Consider the following 565-nt stretch of genomic DNA (forward strand, 5'->3'; position numbering starts at 1 on the left):
GCCGGTGCGGACCAGGGTATAAACCGCACCCGGCGACCTCATTCATTCATCGGACTGTCCGGTGTGCGGGGATCGACCGCAACACGGTTTGGATGTCCAGCTAGTTAGTCAGGTTCTCGCCGGGTCGGTCTGACCTGTTGTCTACCGCTTCGCGCTGACGATGAATCGGAACCTTGCTATTACGCTGCTCGGCCTTGTTGATGCATAGGATGCTGCAGGCAGGCGTGTGGGTCGTAGTCCACCTCGCGCGCCAGCATCGCCCAGATCTGCCGCGCATGCTTGTTGGCAATGGCCACGATCACCTTGCCGAACGGCAGACGCGCATCAAGCAAACGTATCCATCGCTGCTCGGGCGTGGCCTTCTCCATGGCGACCGCCTTGGCCCGCTGCAGGCTGCTGCGCGCGCCCTGGATCAGCAGGGTGCGCAGGTAGGCATCGCCGCGGCAGCTGATGGTGCCCAATCGCGCATGTCCACCGCTGGAGCGTTGCGTGGGCACCAGGCCCAGCCAGGCGGCCATCTGGCGCCCTTGCTTGAATTCACGGGCATCGCCCACCGTGGCCACCG

General features: G+C 64.2%; 1 protein-coding gene. It reads right to left on the reverse strand.

The features are described from left to right. Positions 1–179 precede the first annotated feature (179 nt). Positions 180–565: transposase (locus BTJ49_RS15285; RefSeq protein ID WP_146742402.1), on the reverse strand; the 386-nt coding region annotated here is incomplete at its 5' end.

The organism is Oleiagrimonas sp. MCCC 1A03011 (assembly GCF_003267965.1).
Taxonomy (GTDB): domain Bacteria; phylum Pseudomonadota; class Gammaproteobacteria; order Xanthomonadales; family Rhodanobacteraceae; genus Oleiagrimonas; species Oleiagrimonas citrea.